General features: G+C 44.1%; 15 protein-coding genes. 6 read left to right on the forward strand and 9 right to left on the reverse strand.

Annotation, left to right across the window (positions count from 1 at the left end):
* The first annotated feature begins 12 nt into the window (after positions 1 to 12).
* The 3 genes from ABDK00_RS12355 to ABDK00_RS12365 all read left to right on the forward strand — a co-directional run bounded on the left by ABDK00_RS12355 (position 13) and on the right by ABDK00_RS12365 (position 3,951).
* Complete coding sequence (locus tag ABDK00_RS12355; RefSeq protein WP_346237093.1) at positions 13 to 885, forward strand: cupin-like domain-containing protein; 873 nt, start codon at positions 13 to 15, stop codon at positions 883 to 885.
* Between the two features lie 75 nt (positions 886 to 960).
* Entirely contained in the window at positions 961 to 1,344 is a 384-nt protein-coding gene (locus ABDK00_RS12360) for an HYC_CC_PP family protein (protein ID WP_346237092.1), read from the forward strand.
* A 69-nt stretch (positions 1,345 to 1,413) separates the two neighbouring features.
* The gene (locus tag ABDK00_RS12365; RefSeq protein WP_346237091.1) at positions 1,414 to 3,951 is read left to right on the forward strand and encodes a TonB-dependent receptor domain-containing protein; all 2,538 of its coding nucleotides are present in this window, start codon (positions 1,414 to 1,416) and stop codon (positions 3,949 to 3,951) included.
* A gap of 37 nt (positions 3,952 to 3,988) precedes the next feature.
* On the opposite strand, the gene ABDK00_RS12370 is transcribed toward ABDK00_RS12365, so the two are convergent.
* The 5 genes from ABDK00_RS12370 to ABDK00_RS12390 all read right to left on the reverse strand — a co-directional run bounded on the left by ABDK00_RS12370 (position 3,989) and on the right by ABDK00_RS12390 (position 9,109).
* Positions 3,989 to 4,483, reverse strand: coding sequence for a hypothetical protein (locus tag ABDK00_RS12370; RefSeq protein WP_346237090.1), 495 nt, complete (start codon positions 4,481 to 4,483; stop codon positions 3,989 to 3,991).
* A gap of 120 nt (positions 4,484 to 4,603) precedes the next feature.
* Positions 4,604 to 6,004: a sulfatase-like hydrolase/transferase gene (locus ABDK00_RS12375; protein ID WP_346237089.1), complete on the reverse strand. Its 1,401-nt coding sequence runs from the start codon at positions 6,002 to 6,004 to the stop codon at positions 4,604 to 4,606.
* Between the two features lie 82 nt (positions 6,005 to 6,086).
* Complete coding sequence (gene aroE / locus ABDK00_RS12380) at positions 6,087 to 6,827, reverse strand: shikimate dehydrogenase (RefSeq protein WP_346237088.1); 741 nt, start codon at positions 6,825 to 6,827, stop codon at positions 6,087 to 6,089.
* Positions 6,827 to 7,600, reverse strand: a complete 774-nt coding sequence (locus tag ABDK00_RS12385; RefSeq protein ID WP_346237087.1) for a phosphosulfolactate synthase — start codon at positions 7,598 to 7,600, stop codon at positions 6,827 to 6,829. Before ABDK00_RS12385 ends, aroE begins: the two co-directional genes overlap by 1 nt.
* Positions 7,601 to 7,684: 84 nt before the next feature.
* The gene (locus tag ABDK00_RS12390) at positions 7,685 to 9,109 is read right to left on the reverse strand and encodes a tetratricopeptide repeat protein (RefSeq protein WP_346237086.1); all 1,425 of its coding nucleotides are present in this window, start codon (positions 9,107 to 9,109) and stop codon (positions 7,685 to 7,687) included.
* A gap of 216 nt (positions 9,110 to 9,325) precedes the next feature.
* Between ABDK00_RS12390 and ABDK00_RS12395 the strand changes: the two genes are divergently transcribed.
* Entirely contained in the window at positions 9,326 to 9,673 is a 348-nt protein-coding gene (locus ABDK00_RS12395; RefSeq protein WP_346237085.1) for a hypothetical protein, read from the forward strand.
* A gap of 58 nt (positions 9,674 to 9,731) precedes the next feature.
* On the opposite strand, the gene ABDK00_RS12400 is transcribed toward ABDK00_RS12395, so the two are convergent.
* Entirely contained in the window at positions 9,732 to 10,391 is a 660-nt protein-coding gene (locus ABDK00_RS12400; protein WP_346237084.1) for a hypothetical protein, read from the reverse strand.
* Positions 10,392 to 10,580: 189 nt separating this feature from the next.
* Positions 10,581 to 12,431 carry a membrane protein insertase YidC gene (gene yidC, locus ABDK00_RS12405; protein ID WP_346237083.1) on the reverse strand — a complete coding sequence of 617 codons (1,851 nt, stop codon included), beginning with the start codon at positions 12,429 to 12,431 and terminating at the stop codon, positions 10,581 to 10,583.
* 179 nt (positions 12,432 to 12,610) lie between these two features.
* On the opposite strand from yidC, the gene ABDK00_RS12410 reads away from it, so the two are divergent.
* Positions 12,611 to 14,200 (forward strand): C1 family peptidase, encoded by a 1,590-nt coding sequence (locus ABDK00_RS12410; protein WP_346237082.1) that lies wholly within the window; start codon positions 12,611 to 12,613, stop codon positions 14,198 to 14,200.
* Between the two features lie 58 nt (positions 14,201 to 14,258).
* Here the strand turns inward: ABDK00_RS12410 and ABDK00_RS12415 are convergent, their stop codons facing one another.
* The gene (locus tag ABDK00_RS12415; RefSeq protein ID WP_346237081.1) at positions 14,259 to 14,756 is read right to left on the reverse strand and encodes a hypothetical protein; all 498 of its coding nucleotides are present in this window, start codon (positions 14,754 to 14,756) and stop codon (positions 14,259 to 14,261) included.
* A 249-nt stretch (positions 14,757 to 15,005) separates the two neighbouring features.
* On the opposite strand from ABDK00_RS12415, the gene ABDK00_RS12420 reads away from it, so the two are divergent.
* Entirely contained in the window at positions 15,006 to 15,368 is a 363-nt protein-coding gene (locus tag ABDK00_RS12420) for an STAS/SEC14 domain-containing protein (protein ID WP_346237080.1), read from the forward strand.
* Between the two features lie 13 nt (positions 15,369 to 15,381).
* Here ABDK00_RS12420 and ABDK00_RS12425 read toward each other — a convergent pair whose 3' ends face one another.
* Positions 15,382 to 16,674 (reverse strand): alpha-L-fucosidase, encoded by a 1,293-nt coding sequence (locus tag ABDK00_RS12425; protein WP_346237079.1) that lies wholly within the window; start codon positions 16,672 to 16,674, stop codon positions 15,382 to 15,384.
* Positions 16,675 to 16,684 lie beyond the last annotated feature (10 nt).

A 16,684-nucleotide genomic window follows, 5' to 3' on the forward strand; every position in this document is an offset into this window, starting at 1 on the left:
AAAGCAGAACAGATGAAACTAAGACCGGTCGACACCGTGGAGCAGATTGCTCCGGACGCCTTTAAGCGCCATTACTATAATAAACGGCAACCTCTCGTGATAAAAGGCCTTGCGAAACAATGGCCCGCTTACACGAAATGGAATTGGGACTATTTTATTAAAATTGTGGGTGATCAACAGGTAGGCGTGTACAATAACGTTAAAAGCGATTCCTACACGCCCATCAACACCGCCGATGCCTATATGAAATTTGGAGCATATCTCGAACTGGTAAAGAAAGGACCGGTGGATCTCCGCATTTTTCTTTTCAATATTTTTCAACATGCACCCCAAATTGTAGCTGATTTCAACTGGCCCGACGAATTGATGCGCGGCTTTGTAAAAAAATTCCCGATGCTTTTCGTGGGCGGACAAGGCGCTATCACCCACATGCATTTCGATATCGACCTCAGTCATATATTTCACACCCAATTTATCGGGAAGAAAAAAGTGCTGCTTTTCCCGTTCGAAGAACAATATAAGCTGTATCGCAAACCCTGGGAAGTGTTAAGCCTCGCCAATTATGCGAATTACAGCGATCAGTTTGATTACGACAATTTCCCCGCCGTAAAACTGGCCAATGGATACGAACTGACACTCGAACACGGCGACACGCTGTTTATGCCAGCCGGCTATTGGCATCACATGGAATATATTGAAGCTGGTTTTGCCATGAGTTTACGGGCGCTGCAAAATAGCATCGGCGGAAAGCTACACGGCGCATGGAATTTATTCGGCATGCGCAATATCGACACGCTGATGAAAAAAACGGTGCCTAAATGGTGGTACGAAAAAAAGAAAGCAAAGCTCTATAAGCATGCGGAAAGAGAGATGGCAACTTCATAAACCGTTAAAAAAATCATTCGGCAACATTGAACAAACACAACCCCTTTTTGTTATCGAGAGAAGTAAGAAACAGTATTGTTTAAAAAAATCACCATATTAGCGCTGCTCGCACTTTACAGCTTCACCTCTTTTGGTATTAGCGTGAACCTGTTTTATTGCTGCGACAACCTGAAAAGCATTTCTTTCGAGGTGCAGCGCCATCATGTTGATTGTAAACTTCCGAAGAAAAACAAAGACTGTTGTAAAGATGAACGCTTCCAGATAAAAATATCGGAAGACCAGCTGCACCATGTTCTTGTTTTTTCAGCCGCGCCGGCACCGGCCCTGTTAACGCCACCAGCCTATTACACTTTTGATATTTTGGGCCTAACCTCCAACACATTACGTGTGCAAAGCGGAGACAGCTCACCGCCCCTTCTCCCCGACCGTTCCATTTTATATAGCGTCTTTCGTATTTAGAGAAAAGAATCATTCAACCATGAGTTCATCGCGGCTTTTGGCTGCTATTCTTTTCTTTAAAAAAATATAATGAAGACTAAATTTATCATGGCTGCTTTCGCTTTGTCGATAAGCCTTTGGAGCCATGCACAAAAAAATACCAAATCAGAACAGTTTAAAGTAAGCGGGTCTTGCGAAATGTGTAAAAGCAGGATTGAACAGATTGCGCTGGATTTCCACGTTCATGCTGCTAAATGGGAAAAAGCAACCCAAACACTGGCTATTACCTACGACAGCACAAAAACCAACGGCCAAAAAGTTCGGCAGGCCCTGGCCGATGCCGGTCACGATAACGAAGAATTCAGAGCGCCCGAAAAAGCCTACGACAAACTTCCCGCCTGTTGCCGGTACAACCGTTCCGGCACACCCGGAGATGCCACCACGGCTTTATCTATTATGGGCGTGGTGCTCGAGGAAAGCACCAAAGGTAAACTCAGTCCGCTTTCAAATGCTACTATCAAAAATCTAAAAACGCACGAACAGGTCATTTCAGACAGTGCGGGCACATTCGCCATGAACGGCGATACGCCCACACAAATAGCGGTAACCTATAGCGGCTTCAATTCAGACACCATCGAAGTAGGCGAAGGCCAGATGATATCGATCGTTTTAAAGCGATCTGCCTCTGGAACGCTGGACGAGGTGATTGTCACTTCCCGGTCGCGGTCCTCCTATGTTTCTTCGCTCAGCGTGTTAAACAAACTGAATTTAACCGCAGGCGAATTAACCAAGGCAGCCTGCTGCAACCTGTCCGAGAGTTTTGAAACAACGCCTTCGGTTGATGTCAGTTACAGCGATGCTGTAACCGGCGTTAAACAAATTCAGCTGCTCGGATTATCGGGCAACTACACCCAACTACTCACAGAAAATGTACCCGAGATTAAAGGGCTGGCGGCTCATTATGGCATGACCTATGTGCCAGGACCCTGGCTGGAAGGCATTCAACTTACCAAAGGCGTGGGATCGGTGGTCAACGGCTATGAAAGCATTGCGGGCCAGATCAATCTCGAAGAAAAAAAACCTGACAATTCCGAATCATTATTTATAAACGCCTATGCCAATACGATGGGGCGGCTGGAAGCGAATATCAATACGGCTCATAAACTCAATAATAAATGGACTGTTGGACTGTTGGCCCACGGCAATTATAGCGACCGAAAAGTAGACATGAATAGCGATGGCTTTTTGGATATTCCAACCGGCTCTCAATGGAACCTGATCAACCGCTGGAAATATCTCGATAATAACGGATGGATTATTCAATTTGCTTTAAAAGCGATGAACGACCAGCGCTATGCGGGCCAGATGAATTTTGACCGCACCACAGACAGGAACACCACCAATGCTTATGGAGTGGGCGTTCATGGCCAACAATATAGCTTTACCAGCAAAATCGGATACATTTTTCCGCAACATAAATACAAAAGCCTCGGTTTGATTTTGTCGGCCGGCCGCTACACCAATGATGCCTATTACGGTCTGTCTGACTATAACGGGAAGCAGCATACGATTTATGGCAACCTGATTTATCAATCCATTATCGGCAACACCAACCATAAATTTAAAACAGGCTTCAGTTTTGCGAACGAGAACTATGATGAAAAATTCAACACTCAGGTTTTTAAACGTAATGAAATCATACCCGGTTCTTTCTTCGAATATACCTATACCCCCGACGAAAAATTGACCTTACTCGCGGGCATCAGAGCAGATTTTCATAACCTGTACGGTGTGATTACCACGCCCCGCGCCCATATAAAATATGATTTCACTCCTAAAACCAACCTTCGGCTTTCCGGCGGCTCCGGCTTCCGGGTTAATAATATTTTCGCCGAAAACGTGGGCGTATTTGTCAGTTCAAGAAATTACGAAATCCTTGCCCCTTCTTCCTCCTATGGCTATGGGCTGAATCCCGAAAAGGCATGGAACTACGGCTTGAATTTTACGCATAACTTCAGGTTAAATAATCGCAGCGGCGCTTTTGCTTTTGATATGTACCGCACTTCGTTCCAAAATCAAACAGTGGCCGACATGGACGCGGACGCGCAAACGATTTCCTTCTACAACCTCAATGGAAAATCTTTTGCCAATTCCATTCAGGCGGAAGTAAACTATGAGCTTTTCAAAAATTTTGACGCCAGAATGGCTTATCGTTGGCTCGATGTGAAAACTACTTATAAAACCGGGCTGATGGAAAAACCATTTGTCGCGAGGCATAGGGCATTTATCAACCTTCAGTATGAAACGCCCAACGAATGGACATTTGATTATACAACGCAATGGCTCAGTAAAAAAAGAATCCCTGCCACCGGCGGCAACCCGGTCGACCTGCAAATGCCGGCTTACTCACCCGCTTATATCCAAATGGCAGCGCAGGTAAGTAAAAAATTGGGCAATAAATGGGATGTTTATGTAGGTGGGGAAAACCTGACCAATTTTGTTCAGGAACATAGAATTATCGATGCGCAAAATCCCTTCGGCCCTTATTTCGACGGATCGCTGACATGGGGGCCTGTGGTGGGCCGTATGATTTATGTGGGAATGAGATGGCGTTTATCAGGAGAGTAAGTAAAAGGTTCACCTGCTCTTTAATGGCAGGTGAATCCTATTTTATATTCATATTTTCAATAAAAAGAGAACTGTCTTTGGCGTTATAAGCGAAAACATATTGCCGGCTGACCTTTGATCTGTTTAAAATAATTTGACTGGAATTCGCTTCTTCCCGTTTCGGCATTTTATGATATTTATAGGTGATAATTAGCGTATCCTGTGTCGCCTTCCGAATCTTTAAATCGGAAAAACGTGTTTCCAGCATATGAGCAACATCTTTGCGGGCATCGAGGCTGATTCGAAAGACATCATTAAGGTCGTGCGGCCACGCATTATATCGAATACGATAGCTTTTTAAACCATCAATCAACCCTGAAGGTGGATAAGACGCAGCCAAGCGCATCTCCTTCTTTTTTGCAGTAGCAAAAGTAAATATCGGTTCGTACTCGCGGCTGTAATGCCCCGGATCACCCACCGTCTCCACCCATTTTTGAGTACAGGCTGTAAGCAGCATCACTACTAGTATAAAAAAAAAGAGTCGTTTTTGCATAAGTCAGGTTTTGGCATTTTATCTTTTCTAAAAAATATGATTCAAAGCTCCTACCGTGTGAAACTCATTTCAATGAGGCAAGACTTTGATTGGACGAAGCCAGACACATTTTCGTTGCGGTCAGTCACCATAAAGGCTACGCCAATCGGGATAAACGGTGCGCTCCTTTGCATCTTTTCCTCCACTCGTCGGCAGTGGCGGAAGCCGGTCAGCAACCTTTTTTAGCAAATCATAGGCTTGCTGCTGCTGCGGCGTTCGTTGGATTAAATTATCTTCCTGATTCAAGTCTTTTGCAATCTCATAAAATGCGCCATTGGTATATAATTTAAATTCCTGATTGCGCACATAAGCCTGGCTTCCTGATTTGTTGTTTCCCCAATAGGGCTGATAATAAAGCGCCTGCCATTTTCTGGAGTTCGCTTTTTTGCCAACAATCTGTGGCAGAAAGCTCCTACCATCAACTGTGGTAGCCGGCGCCCCGACAATCTCAGCAAGCGTAGGATAAAAATCGGTAAAATCAACCAAGTCGTTGGTTTGAGATCCGGCAGGTGTTTTTCCTTTCCAGCTAATGATCAGCGGCACATGAGTACCCATATCAGTGGTGGTTCCTTTGCCGCCCTGAATGACGCGGCCCATCCATTCGGAACTGATATTCCGGTTAGTTCCATTATCGGCAGTGAAAATAATGATGGTGTTTTCGAGCTGATCCAATTCCTCCAGTTTCTTTACGATCTTACCTACGATTTTATCTAAATAAGCTACCATGGCGACAAAATTTTGTTTCTGCGAGAGTGCATCTTTCGGCGCTTTATTCATTTCCGGCCCGCGCGATGCGGCGCCGATATTGTCTGGCGTGGGCACAAACGGATCATGCACTAATACCGTGGGATAATAAACGAAAAAGGGTTCGTTCCTGTTTTTCTCCATAAAATCACAAAGAAAATCTGACATAATATCGGGCCCATAGCGATCTCTGTTGTCTTCGGTGGTCAGATGCCTGCCGTTCATTTCCAAATAAGGGCTCCAAAACCGCTCTCCTCCCGGCAAGCCGTTGGCGCCGTTGATGGTGGTCAGCTGCCATAAACAATATTCGTCGAATCCGGCTTTGTTGGGGCGCGTTCCATCTGACGCGCCGGGCAGATCGTAGATAACGCCGTTTAGTTGCCATTTGCCTGCAATCGCAGTTTTATACCCCGCCTCTTTCATAACATGGGCGAAGGTTTTTTCGCTGGGATTGAGATAAGAGAAGTGTGTGTAATTGCGAAAAGAATATTTCCCTGTCATTAGTTGCACGCGCGAAGGCGTACAAAGCGGCGTCGAATAACAATGATTAAATCGTAGCCCGCCCTTGGCCAGCGCATCAATATGCGGCGTTTGATATTCTTTTGAACCGTAAGCGCCAAAACACTCCCAACTTACATCATCGGCCATAATAAGCACTACATTGGGCGGCCGTGAGGATTGAGAAAAAGCTACAAAAGTGCAACCGATAATAAATGTAAGGAGAAGGGCTTGTTTCATGAACAAAAAATTTGGAATTCAATTTACATAAATAAACTTTGAATGCCGGCGTTGATCTTTGTTCAAACTTCAAATAAAAAATCTACTGGTTAGCAGCGTCATTCCAAATCTCCCAGCTTAATTCCGCCTGGCCAACAAGCATTTCGTACCCGTTTTTAATCAGCGCGCCTTTGGCCGCTCCTTTTTGAAGGAATAACGTCATGGCCGGGTTATAGACCAAATCGTAGAGATAATTTCGCGCCGTCAGGTATTCATAGGGAATGGCTGGCGCCGTGTCAACCTTGGGGAAACTGCCCAATGGCGTAGCATTGATGATTAAGGGATACGCAGCAAGCGTAGCTTCATTCAAATCTTCATAAACGAAATCCGCGCCTGGCTGCCTCGATACGAAAGCGTATTCAATCCCAAGCTTATTCAATATATGCAAAACGGCCTTAGCTGCTCCGCCTGTTCCCAAGATCAGGGCTTTTTTGTGATGGGATTCGAGCAAAGGCATCAACGAAGTTTCAAACGCCGGCGCATCAGTGTTAAAACCTTTCAAACGGCCGTCGTTTATTTTGATACAATTAACAGCGCCGATCTCTGCTGCATCCGCATCTAAAGAATGGAGAAAAGGCAGCACCTCTTCTTTATAGGGAATGGTAACATTGAGCCCTTTTAAATCGGGATGCCTCGAAAGCAGGCCTTTCAGCAAATCGATACCTTCGAGCGGAAATAATTCGTAGGCCGCATGCTCAATGCCTTCCTTCTCAAATTTTTCAGTGAAATATTTTTTGGAGAAAGATTGCGCCAGAGGCATGCCGATAAGTCCGTACAAATTCATCAGGCCGAAGGCTTTTTATCAAGATATAATTCAAAGGAATCGCCGCGAAGGCCGATACGCATCGCTTCCAATGCGATCACTTCGTTGGGCGGAATATTGCCAAGATTTACATTGCAGCCTATAAGTTCAAGAAAATATAATTGCTGCGCTTTTTGCGGCGCCTCCCAAATTATTTTTTCGGCAGGGATCTGGGTAAGAATTTCCTGGACAAGCCCTTCGCGCACTTCACCGCTTCCGCGGTAAATGCCGACATTACCGGCCTCCCGCGCTTCGGCTATCACATAGGAAGACCCCGCTTCAAGTTCTGCCCGCATCAACTCGATCCATTTATAGGGCGGAATAATATGTGTCGCATCTTTACTGCCCACTTCGCTCAACACGGTTCCATATTGGGTCAGCTTTTCAATGTAGCCACATTTTTCAGCGTGCGGGATTACGAGCGATCCGTCGCTGACTTCCATGTAGTCGATCCCAAAAGATTTACAGGTGTCGATATAATCCTGGAGCTGGTTGCGCACCAGGTAAGCTTCAAACAAAGTGCCGCCAAAATAAACGGCCATTCCGAAAGATTTGTATAAGGCAATTTTTTCTTCGAGCCTGGGCGTTACTACCGCAGTTCCAAAACCCAGTTTCACAATGTCGACATGGGGTTGAGATACATCCATAAAGTTTTTAGCTTCTTCGAGACTAAGCCCTTTATCCATAACCATCGTAAGACCAAAAGATCGTGGTTGCTTATTCCTTTCCGGTAGTTGAGTCAGATTAAACTTCATTCCCTAATTCAAATTAGTATAGCGGCAAATGTATTATATTATGATCAAAAATTAGAAACTTAATAGCCGCTGTGTTAACGCAGCTTATTTTTTGCGTTTCTTGTATTTGAGAATGAGATCAGCCACCTGCTGATGTTGAAGCAGGGCGGGATTAATTTGCAATATTTTCTTTAAATGAGCAGGCGCCTGCACCAGCGCTTCTTCCAAAAAGACTAAGCCCTGCTTTTTGCTGCCGAGCGCGAAAGCCAACAACGCCTTATAATAGATAAAAACAGGTTTATCCTTTGTCATAATTGTAGCATGCTTAACCTGCCGCGACGCTTCGTCATAATAACCCGCATCGTAAAGGCATTTGATAAGCGCTTCCCATCCTACCGCTGATTTGGGCTTCAGCCGCACGACGGTGCTAAAGTGCTGAATCGCCTCCTTTATAAACCCTAATTGCAGCTTACATTCTCCCATCAAAATATGATACTCGGGCTTATTTTTTTTCAATTTCATTGCGGCGTCGAGCTGCTTGACGCTCAGATCATATTTGCCTTCCTTGTAATAGGTATAGGCCATTTTATAAACCAAATAACTGATATCTGGATTCAAGTGGGAAGCTTTGCGATAGTAAAAGCGGGCCTGCGCATAGTTTTTCATTTTCTCATAGCAGTAACCAATCGCTTCGTAAATAACATCTTCCGGCTTCGACAGCTCCAACACCTTTTCAAGATTTTCGATCGCGTCTTTATACTTTCTCAACCGGATGTAGGCATCGCCAATATTGCGATAAGCATAGTCCATTTTTTCATCAATCGCGATAGCATACAGATAGGCATCGATTGCTTTTTCATAAAGCTTCAAACCCTGAAAGGCGGCTCCGAGGTTGAACCAGGCCAGCTCATTGTAGGGGCTTTCGTCAATTAATTTTTTATGCAATTCGATACTTTCGGCATTGCGTCCGGTGTAGTCGGTCCAAAAACATATTTTATATAAAGCCTCTTCGTTTTCGGGCTCCTGAAGCAAAATTTCTTTCAGGCAGTCAAACACTTTTTCAAAATCCTCATAGTCGTCATACACATCCGCCAGCTCGAAAAGCAATTCAATCCGCTCCTCGCCTGTGAAAAGATTTAAAGCCTCCTTTAAAAGCAGCACCGCTTCTTCCTGGCGGTCGAGCGCCAAAAAAGCTTCCGTTTTTAGGATATAAATATCGATGTTGCTGTTGTCGAAAATCGAAGCCTGCTCCAAAAGTTCGAGCGCCTCTTCATATTTGCGTTTATTTAAAAGTAAATCTGCTTTTTTAATTAATAACGCGCCGGAATAGGGAAATTGTTCAGTAGCAATTTCGACCACCTGGTAGGCTTTTAGAAATTGCTCCTGCGATTCGTAATACTCGATAATTTTCTCAAATGCTTCTTCTTCAATATACGATCCGGCTCTCCCCCGCCTCAAATTCTCATAGCGCTGTAGTAATTCGTTCAGTTCCTGATCCCTTTCTTCATCGTGCTGCGAAAACTCCTTCATAATGCCTCCCGTTTTAATAGATGACGACCCAACTGATAACACTTACTAATATATATTAGTTCATTAATTTCCGGCCCTCTAAGTTTTCCTCCGAATGTGCAAAACTAATTTTTTCGACCTAGCGTAAAAATGTTAACAAAATTCTAAAGTTTATTATTTTTTGTCATAAAATTTCTTATCTTTGTGTCGTATTTGTATTATACAAATCTTATTGTTATGATTAAGGCTATCTTTTTAAACCTATTGTTCATCTTTTCCTGCTCGGCCGCTTTCGCGGGTGAGGAGGTTGTGGAGAACGATCTGGGCAAAGAAAAACCCAAGAACGGTTTTTCGCTCGATCAAAAATCCGCTAAGCAGGTGCATTCTTTCTCTTTGAGATCTGGTATGTACTTTAAAGGTGAAAACATCATCAATGTTGAATCTCGTGCTACTTCAGACTACGATTTCAGCATCAATCTTCAAAAAAGTCAAAGCAGTTATTTATTGCCTTACAAAAAGAAGGCATTGCTTAACAAGTTGACTTTTAACCCCAACGAGCTACTCCGTAATTATTCCGGAAAATAAATACTTGCTGATTGTTTGCGAAAAATCATTAAAAGAATCCCGGAAATTCCGGGATTTTTTAGTTTTGATTCTGTTTGGAAAATTCGGTGTAAGACATGACCCTGTATCCAGATTTGGGAATATCAAACTTAGCAAGTGACACCGGTACAAATTCTATATTAGACACGGTAAAAGTTACTTTGTCTTTCCCTCTCGACGCATCGTATTGCATGGCAAGGCCTGGAAGCCCTTTGTTGATACTTTGCAGGTTTTTATTTACAGGAATGAGTTCTTTTGTAAAAAATACGGTAAACTTCGTGCCGTCTGCCAATTTACCAATCGCCTTCTGACAATTGTACCCCGCTATTTTTTTGAATTCGTCCTCAATTTTATAAGTCACGCCTTCGTAGCGCTTATTGTATGCTTTCCATTCGGAAGGCGAGTAAGTAATTAAAAATTTTTTCTTGCCATAATCCTTAATATTCACCGCCGTTCCAGCCTTTTCATCGAAAATCGTAGTAGAAACACCCAGCGAACTGATAAAGTCAGACCGGCTCATATTCCCTTTCACATACACGATATTAGTGGCTCCGTCCAGCATATCAGCACGTTTTGGTGTATTATTATCAGTCGTCACCACAATATCATAATAAACAGTAGCATCAGTCAGTTTTTTTTGCGAGAACGAAATCTTCGCAATTAACATAAGGGCCACTACCGGGAAAAAGCGCGTTTTCATCTCTATTTTTTTAATGTTTTAGCAATGTGGGCATCTCTCCTAAATCATCCTAAAACCACCCTGCTTAAAACAAACAAAAATCAATTTTTGTATTTACGAATGTAATCTGTAAGCTCACCTTAGACGCTACAAGATAATCAATAAGTTGCTTAAAAAAAATCCGGGCGCTTATAAACCCGGATTCTGTAATTATTTGCCAGCCTTGTTTTGCTTCTCTTTGAGTTGGCGTTGCTGCTCCTGCACCTGTTCAAGCCGCTCCTGCCATTTTGATTTTGTCTTTGGCTTCTTGCGGTTGGCCTGAATTTTTGCCAAAATCTTATCGTGATCAATGATATAGTTTTGAATAACAAACTGAAGCGCCAGTGTAATGATATTCGATACGGTATAATACCAGGTAAGCGCCGAAGGCAGTTTATTAAAGATAAAAAGCAGGAAGATCGGCATGATATAAGGCATGTATTTCATCATCGGATTACTTTGATCCGGCGTCATGCTCATGCTGTAAAGTGAAATCAATAAACTGGTAATTACCGCAGTGATGGTAAACAAACTGAGGTGGTTTCCTAAAAGCGGAATAGTAAAACCGAAAGTAATCGGCGCATCGTAAGCCGAAAGGTCGTTGGCCCAAAGAAAATCCACGCCTCTCAAATCTACATTAGCATTAAAGAAACTATAAAGGGCAAAGAATATCGGGATTTGCAATAGCGCCGGAATACAACCTCCGAGCGGGTTTACGCCTGCCTCTCTGAACAACTTCATCTGGTCCATACTCATTGCCTGCTGGTCGCCGCCATGCTTTTCCTTCAGCTTGGCAATTTCGGGCCGCAGCGCTTTCATTTTGGCGCCACTCAGGTAGCTGCTATAGGTCAGCGGAGAAATCAGCAACCTGATAATCAGCGTCAGCAATGCGATAATGATTCCATAGCTCGATACAAACCCTTTAAAGAAGTTGAAAATGGGGATGATAACAAACTGGTTTAATGGCCTCACAAACGCATAAACGCCCTGGCCCAGGTTCACCATTTTATTCAACCCGTTACCTTCTCTTTTTAAAATATTATAATCGGAAGGACCGTAAAAAATGCTCAACGGAATAGTAGCGGTCGCAGCCGGCGTCACATTAACGCGCATATTAGCGGTGGATTGGGCTACGATATGGCTTTCCGTTTCGGGCATGCTCCAATCTACTTTTCCGCCCGAAAAATTAGATTTTGCTATCAGGAAAGTGTTGAAAAAACGCTGCCGCACGCCTACCCATTCTACCGGCTTTTCGAATTCAACCATACTTTTTTTCCCGATCGTGTGGTAATCGAAATCACCATCTTCCATATAGCCGATTTGCGTATTCTGCCTTTCAAACTCCAGGTCCGACTCTTGCTGGTGTGCTTCGTATTGCCAAACCAGGTTCAGGTTTCCCTGCGTCAGCAACTGTGCCGGCTGGTTCAACACGATATTAAAATCAATCTTATAACTATCCGGATAAATAATATATTGATGCTTGATATAGCTGGCTGCCTGTGCGCTGTCGCCGCCGGCCAGTTCAAAACTTACCACCTGTGATCCGTCGGGGCCATTTTCTACTTTCCCATTGCTAAAAAACAGGTCGGTGGTTTGTGAGCTTTGATTAGCCGCCGTGTTAATGGCATAACCGATTTTATTAAAATCGGCGGCGGCCAATAGTACCTGTTTCTGAGATTCAGCATTTTTAAACTGCTTCAGCTCCACATATTTGGGCTGGCCTCCTTTATTTGTAAAAGCAATCTTAAACACGCTGTTTTCCGCAAACAACACCTGTTCTGTTCCCTGCGCGGCTTGCTGAAACATTCCGGCTTTTGTAACCTGTAACTGAGAATCGGCCTTCGCCGCGTCCAAACGCATAGCGGCCGTATCTAATTTGGGCTGCATCGCTTTCGCGATAGAGTCCTGGCGCGCCTGCTCTGCCTGGGCGGCCCGCTGTTGCCTTGAGTTATAGAAAAAATAGAAAAAGAAAAGTAAAGCTAAAAGGGAAAACCCGATGGCCGTATTACGATCAAACTTCATTATAAACACTATTTTTTTACCCGAAGACCCCCTTCGGAGAGGCGCAAAGATAAGTAATGTATAACAGGATCGTTATATTTTGGCAAAGTATTCAAAGGTTTAGAAAGGGTGTCGCCTGGCATTTTTTCGGGTTTGTGGATTGCCTATATAACTTATATTTATGGTCAAAAACCAAGCGTATGCCCATAAGAATGACCGACGATCCGGAAGATCAGCAAAACGATTACAATAACGACCGTGGCGGTTCGTCCAACTCCTCGGGCGGTGGCGGCGGGTTATTTTCACTTTTGCCGCTATTGTTAAGCTTGTTTAAAGGAAAGGGGATCATTGTTCTCCTCGTCGCAGGAGCAGCCCTATGGTTTTTCATGGGAAAAGGTGGTGGCGGTTGCGGCAATATGAATATTGCGGATGTGGCCCGGCAGGCTTTTTCCCAAAGCGGTTATAGCTACAACCCGGACGAATTTAATAAAGCTTCTATTTATGAAGGCCTGGAAGATGATCCGAATAAAAATCCACTGCCGGAAGCAGTTTCTCTGCTGCGCTTTGCGCCTCGCCGCGGCGATCAGGGTGCGCAGGGCAGTTGCGTAGCCTGGAGCAGCGCTTATGCCGCACAAACGATTCTTACCGCTGCCGCCACCGGCAACGACCCGAACAGCATCGCCTTTAGCCCATCTTACCTGTACAATCAGATTCGATTGGGAAATGATTGCCAGGGCTCATATATACAGAAAGCCATGGAAGCCATGAAAGTCAACGGTGGCGTGGCTATAAGCCAATTTCCCTACACGGACCAAAGCTGTAGCAACACCCCCGGCGGCGCCACTATCCAGATGGGCCGGCAAAACACGATTCACGGTTTTACCAGGTTGACGGAAGGCGATAACCTCAATCAGATCAGTGTGAGAGCGGTGAAAGAACATTTATCGAAAGACGCACCTGTTGTAATTGGAATGATGGTGGGCGAAAGTTTTATGCAGGGAATGATGGGCAAAGATTTGTGGCAGCCACAAGGCATCGACCAGTCGCAGGTGGGCATGGGCGGCCACGCCATGTGCGTTATCGGATATGACGACAGAAAATACGGCGGCGCCTTCCAGATTATGAACAGCTGGTCGCCGCAATGGGGCAACAATGGTATTGCTTGGGTGAGATACCGCGACTTTAAACAATACGTAAGGGAGGCTTATGGCATCGACCCGCTGCCCAAAACCGCCGCTGTTGCAGCCCAGCCGTTGGAGTGCAGCATCGGGCTGGTCGATAATGTTACGCGGCAGTATATCAAACTAAAGTCGGCGGGAAATAACAGTTTTCAAACCGTCAACCCAATTGCAGTCGGCACTCGCTTCAAGATGGAGGTTAAAAACGCTACACCCTGCTATATTTACATCTTTGGGCAGGAAACGGATGGCAGCAGCTATGTATTGTTTCCTTACTTGAAACCTGGTGAAAGTAAATCCAAACATGCGCCTTATTGCGGCATTACGGGCTATCGTCTGTTTCCAAAAGCTCAATCGATGGAAGCCGACAATATTGGCAACAGGGATTATATCGCCATTATCACAAGTAAAAAAGAACTTAGTTACAACCTGGTGAATGAGGCCATTAGCAATAGCCAGCAGGCTTCATTTGCCGGAAAGGTAAACGATGCCCTGCGGGGAACGGCTGTGACGGCAAGCCAAACAGCCGGCGCCGAAGGCAATGTTTATTTTAAAGTCAACGCCAACAACAACCAGGCAGTGGCGACAATTGTAGCTTTCGATAAAAAGTAGGCATAAAAAAACAGAAGGCTTATTGCTAACCTTCTGTTTTTTCATTCAAATTATAATCTTAATTTTTCTGGAACTGATAAACGACATAAACCGTTTTTCCTTCAAACTGAATGGGGCTTCTCGCCTCAAATGAGCTCTCATTGAAATTGGTTACTTCCAAAGAATAACCTTCTTCAACGTGTTTAGAATCACTTTTTTTCACGCCATCCATGCGTTTAAAATTGAACAAGGTGGTTCCGCCGTTTACACGCTGCGACCAAAGAATTTGCCTGGCACCGCCAGCGCAGTCGCCACCACCATTAATTGTGTAAGATCCGTAGCCGTTATTCGGCAACACCCACTGGCTGCCTTCAAAACAGTTTAAAGCCACGTCATCAAAAGCGGTAACATTGACTTTTCCATCAACGCCTTCCAGGTGTGCGGAAGTGATGGTCCAATTCCCTTTGAAGTCCTTCCGCGGCGCGATCGGCGCATTTTTACCGGAGGAACAGGAAATCACGAACATAGTAGTGACAAATAAAAAGGCGAGGGCGGTTAAGTTTCTGTTTTTGTTCATGTTATTTTCATTTTAAAATTCTAAAGGAGCAATTGCAATGCCAAACTAAATCCTTGACGAAGGGTTTAAATTAAAGGTTGTAAAAGAGCTCTCGCATAAAAGGCCGACATCATACCTGATATTTTTTTAATAAGACATTTGGTTGGATTTCAGGTTTTTGTTGCCTCCCAACAAAATTAGTGAGCGAATTATGTAAAATTCGGTACGACTTTGGTTTGCATTTTTATATGAAAAACAAAATTCACCCCTATGATTAGCCAAATAGATAAAGTACCAGAAAATGTTATCGCTTTTAGGGCTTCAGGAAATGTAGAATTACAGGATTTCACCTCCACTCAAATTCCAGCAATTAACGAATTTGTAAAAAATCACGAAAACTTCAATTACCTACTTTTCTTAGAAAATGACCTGAATAATTTTTCATTAAAATGGTGGATGAAATCTTTGTGGATGGTGGTGAGAGACTGGACCACATGGAATAAATGCGCCATCATTAGTAATATCGACACCACAAAAATTTCTAACACCGAGTCTTGGAAAGAGTTGCCTGATCAATTGCGCATCTATCCCCTTGAGCAATCGGATGAAGCGGTAAGATGGCTAAAAAGCTGACAAATTCATCCAATTAAAACACCGGGATCGTTATTGCGCTTTTGTCTAATTCTAATACCACCGTATAAGGAATGTCAGCGTCCTTATCCACAGGTATTTTAATCCACTCTTTGTCCTCTTCCCATTTTACCGGGCCGCCACCCAAGCGATAAGCTTTTACTATTTTCCTATCCGGGATTTGGAGCAAACCGATGGTCGTTGTGTCCGTGTTCAGTATATGAACAAAAAGCTTATTTCCCTTTCTCGTCGTTGCAAAATCATCATTTGGCGTGTAGGGGCCACCTTTCGTTCCGTATACCGAAGAGCCATTGATTCGAAGCCAGTCGCCAATTTCAGCCAGGCGTTCGATTTGCCGCTGCTCTATTCTCCCATCCGGCATCGGGCCTACATTTAGCAACAGGTTGCCATTACCACCCACGGTTTTTAATAAAATAGCAAGACATTCTTTCAACGATTTCATTTGATCATTGGGCTTCCAGGCCCACTGTTTACAAATGGTAAAACAACTTTCCCAGGGCATTTCCATATTCAATTTTCCTACTACCTGCTCTGGCGTATCATAATCGCCCACCATTTTTGAAGGATCAATTTTTTTATTTGCCATAGCAGCAAACTCTTTACCCAACCGGTTATTGGTAATAATCTCCGGCTTAAGCGCATGAAGGTAATCGTAAATTTCTTTGCCCAGCTTATCATTCCATGGCGCTTCCCATTGGCCGTCAAACCAGAACATAAAAGGATCGTAGAGATCAATTAATTCCTTCAGTTGTTTTTTCATGTAGGTGACATAACGCGCCATATTGGACTTCGGATCTACTTTACCTTTTGTAATGTGAATGGGATAATCGGGATGATACCAATCCAACACAGAGTAATAAATGCAAAACCGGATACCGGCTTTATCGCAGGCTTTTTTTAATGCACCAACAACATCCACCTTGAAAGGCGTCTGCATGATGTTGTAGTCGGTAAAGCGGGTTGGCCACAGACAAAATCCATCATGATGGCGGGCTGTAATAGTTAGATATTTCATACCCGCATTTTTTGCGGCCGCCACCCATGCATCCGCGTCAAAGAGCACCGGATTGAATTCTTTGTATAAATTGTCGTAGGCTTCTACCGGCACTTCCCGGCCCCTGCTCCATCCTATTTCGGTGCCACGCAACGCCACCGGCCCCCAGTGAATAAACATGCCAAACCGGTCTTCCATAAACGATTGGAGGCTTTTTGTTTTAGAATTTTGCGCCGTTACCACAAGGCTAAGGAGACCGCACATGATCGCTATTATAATTTTAGAAAATCTCATGATTTTACAT

The organism is Niabella insulisoli, from assembly GCF_039652435.2.
Lineage (GTDB): Bacteria > Bacteroidota > Bacteroidia > Chitinophagales > Chitinophagaceae > Niabella > Niabella insulamsoli.

Bases quoted from the DNA above. Each gene is read 5' to 3' on its own strand.
- ABDK00_RS12355 (WP_346237093.1), top strand. From the start codon at position 13: ATGAAACTAAGACCGGTCGACACCGTGGAGCAGATTGCTCCGGACGCC.
- ABDK00_RS12365 (WP_346237091.1), top strand. From the start codon at position 1,414: ATGAAGACTAAATTTATCATGGCTGCTTTCGCTTTGTCGATAAGCCTT.
- ABDK00_RS12370 (WP_346237090.1), bottom strand. From the start codon at position 4,483: ATGCAAAAACGACTCTTTTTTTTTATACTAGTAGTGATGCTGCTTACA.
- ABDK00_RS12375 (WP_346237089.1), bottom strand. From the start codon at position 6,004: ATGAAACAAGCCCTTCTCCTTACATTTATTATCGGTTGCACTTTTGTA.
- aroE (WP_346237088.1), bottom strand. From the start codon at position 6,827: ATGAATTTGTACGGACTTATCGGCATGCCTCTGGCGCAATCTTTCTCC.
- ABDK00_RS12385 (WP_346237087.1), bottom strand. From the start codon at position 7,600: ATGAAGTTTAATCTGACTCAACTACCGGAAAGGAATAAGCAACCACGA.
- ABDK00_RS12390 (WP_346237086.1), bottom strand. From the start codon at position 9,109: ATGAAGGAGTTTTCGCAGCACGATGAAGAAAGGGATCAGGAACTGAAC.
- ABDK00_RS12395 (WP_346237085.1), top strand. From the start codon at position 9,326: ATGATTAAGGCTATCTTTTTAAACCTATTGTTCATCTTTTCCTGCTCG.
- ABDK00_RS12400 (WP_346237084.1), bottom strand. From the start codon at position 10,391: ATGAAAACGCGCTTTTTCCCGGTAGTGGCCCTTATGTTAATTGCGAAG.
- yidC (WP_346237083.1), bottom strand. From the start codon at position 12,431: ATGAAGTTTGATCGTAATACGGCCATCGGGTTTTCCCTTTTAGCTTTA.
- ABDK00_RS12410 (WP_346237082.1), top strand. From the start codon at position 12,611: ATGCCCATAAGAATGACCGACGATCCGGAAGATCAGCAAAACGATTAC.
- ABDK00_RS12415 (WP_346237081.1), bottom strand. From the start codon at position 14,756: ATGAACAAAAACAGAAACTTAACCGCCCTCGCCTTTTTATTTGTCACT.
- ABDK00_RS12420 (WP_346237080.1), top strand. From the start codon at position 15,006: ATGATTAGCCAAATAGATAAAGTACCAGAAAATGTTATCGCTTTTAGG.
- ABDK00_RS12425 (WP_346237079.1), bottom strand. From the start codon at position 16,674: ATGAGATTTTCTAAAATTATAATAGCGATCATGTGCGGTCTCCTTAGC.